The following is a 1,728-nucleotide window of genomic DNA, read 5'->3' on the forward strand; positions in this document are numbered from 1 at the left end:
GCGGACCATATTTGTTTTATTCGCGGTCGTGTCGGTTTTGATGTTCCACAATGGTTTGTTCCTGCAGATGAAAACCAAGTACCAACAGGGGCATTTTTTTGCTGGTGCTATCGTGGTGTTTGATAAAACGTGGAATGGTAAAGCCATTGATTACATTCAACGCAGTGAGTTAGAGCAAATCGGTAAAACATTTGTTGAGCAAGCGAAGTGGCTTGTATCGAGAGGTGTTGCATGAAAATCACAGAGCAAATCTTAGCGTTATACAAAGTTGGTGAAGTCGTAGATCGCGATATTGTTACTCGTGATTTAGAAACCACTTTAGGTGGTGCATCTCGCGCACTTGCTCATCTTCATAGTCTCGGTGCATTAACCAGAGTTAGTGAAAAGTACCCGCTTTACTATCAAGTGACGAATGAGGCTAAAAGAGTTTACAACGCAATGATAGAGGAGCGTAAGTCAGGAGAATCTGTCTACCTCGAAAAGCTAAATACTCAGAAAGCTAAAAAGCGAGGAATACCAACAATCATATGGGTAAAACACGCTACTTCTAATTTTGCACTCATGGGTAAATTGCCAACCGAGCCGTATGACTCATTAGTGAGAGCTGTAAGAGGTAATCACTTATGAGTAGAAAGTGCATGTTTTGTGGAGGTGAAGCTGAATTATTGTGTGATGGAGTCATTTGTTACATAGGTGAGAGAGATGATAAGGGGTTATTGTCTAAGTTTTCGTCTGCTTACACATGTGACGCTCCTATGTGTGTTAATTGCTCAACTTTTCACGGCAATATTCATTGGCACAAAGGAAGTAGAGGTGGTTTTGATTCTGTTGATTATTGCCCCATTTGTGAGCATCAGGAAGCATGGTTTGGACGTAATTATATTTTTCACGAAGTTGAGCAGGTCAAAATATATCGCCAAGCACATTACGCAAAGTTTAGATCTAAAAAAGGAAATCATTTAATAGCTCTCAATGGAGGCGGGCAGATTAGCCTAGATATTTGATTATGAAAAATAGCAATAAACACTGCCCGTTTTGTAACTCTAATAAATTAGAAGTCATGCAGGTGATGATCAATACATTCACTCGCTGTCAGAAATGTGGAGCAAGAGGCCCTATTGCTAATGACGCTGATGGTGCATTGAAGGCTTGGGATAAAAGGAGTGTAAACGATGCTAACTAAATACGCGCTGTTTATAGGTTTTTGGTTTGTTCTCATGCTGGCTATTGGATTGTGGGGTACTTATGCCTGAATTAACCCTAACACTACCATTTCCACCTAGCGTGAACACCTATTGGCGAAACACAAAGAGAGGAACCTTAGTCAGTGCCAAAGGGCGGGTCTTTAGATCAAATGCTATTGCATCAGTCTATGAACAATTAAAGCGTAGACCTAAGGCTATTGAGAGTGACGTGTTTGTTTCAGTGAAATTATACCCACCAACTAAGCAGGCTAGAGATATTGATAATTTCTTAAAAGCACCTTTTGATGCCCTTACTCATGCCGGTGTATGGGTGGATGATAAGCAGATTAAAAAAAATGGATGTTGAATGGATGGACGTTATTAAAGGTGGGAAGCTTGAAATAACCATTCGTCAGCATAGTAAAAACGTGATGTACGGTCACGAGTAAAAGTGGAGAGAAATAGCATGAATGGATTAATTGTTATTGATGGTTTTCAGGTTCGTAGAGATGTAGCCGGTCGTTATTGTTTAAATGATTTACAT

Annotated in this window: 3 protein-coding genes and 3 pseudogenes; all 6 read left to right on the plus strand. The window is 40.0% G+C overall.

What is annotated here, in order from left to right:
- Nucleotides 1-235, plus strand: a pseudogene (locus tag BHE89_RS16215) (phage N-6-adenine-methyltransferase); the annotation flags it as partial.
- Entirely contained in the window at nucleotides 232-627 is a 396-nt protein-coding gene (locus BHE89_RS16220; protein WP_069369144.1) for a hypothetical protein, read from the plus strand. The pseudogene BHE89_RS16215 and the gene BHE89_RS16220, both read left to right, overlap by 4 nt.
- Complete coding sequence (locus BHE89_RS16225) at nucleotides 624-1,004, plus strand: hypothetical protein (RefSeq protein ID WP_069369143.1); 381 nt, start codon at nucleotides 624-626, stop codon at nucleotides 1,002-1,004. Before BHE89_RS16220 ends, BHE89_RS16225 begins: the two co-directional genes overlap by 4 nt.
- A gap of 2 nt (nucleotides 1,005-1,006) precedes the next feature.
- Nucleotides 1,007-1,183, plus strand: coding sequence for a Lar family restriction alleviation protein (locus tag BHE89_RS16230; protein ID WP_109402815.1), 177 nt, complete (start codon nucleotides 1,007-1,009; stop codon nucleotides 1,181-1,183).
- A 62-nt stretch (nucleotides 1,184-1,245) separates the two neighbouring features.
- Nucleotides 1,246-1,633, plus strand: a pseudogene (locus BHE89_RS16235) (RusA family crossover junction endodeoxyribonuclease).
- 17 nt (nucleotides 1,634-1,650) lie between these two features.
- Nucleotides 1,651-1,728, plus strand: a pseudogene (locus tag BHE89_RS26150) (KilA-N domain-containing protein); the annotation flags it as partial.

The organism is Shigella sp. FC1967, from assembly GCF_001743005.1.
Classification (GTDB): domain Bacteria; phylum Pseudomonadota; class Gammaproteobacteria; order Enterobacterales; family Enterobacteriaceae; genus Proteus.

Coding starts and splice junctions, on each gene's coding strand:
- BHE89_RS16230 (WP_109402815.1), top strand. CDS start 1,007: ATGAAAAATAGCAATAAACACTGCCCGTTTTGTAACTCTAATAAATTA.
- BHE89_RS16220 (WP_069369144.1), top strand. CDS start 232: ATGAAAATCACAGAGCAAATCTTAGCGTTATACAAAGTTGGTGAAGTC.
- BHE89_RS16225 (WP_069369143.1), top strand. CDS start 624: ATGAGTAGAAAGTGCATGTTTTGTGGAGGTGAAGCTGAATTATTGTGT.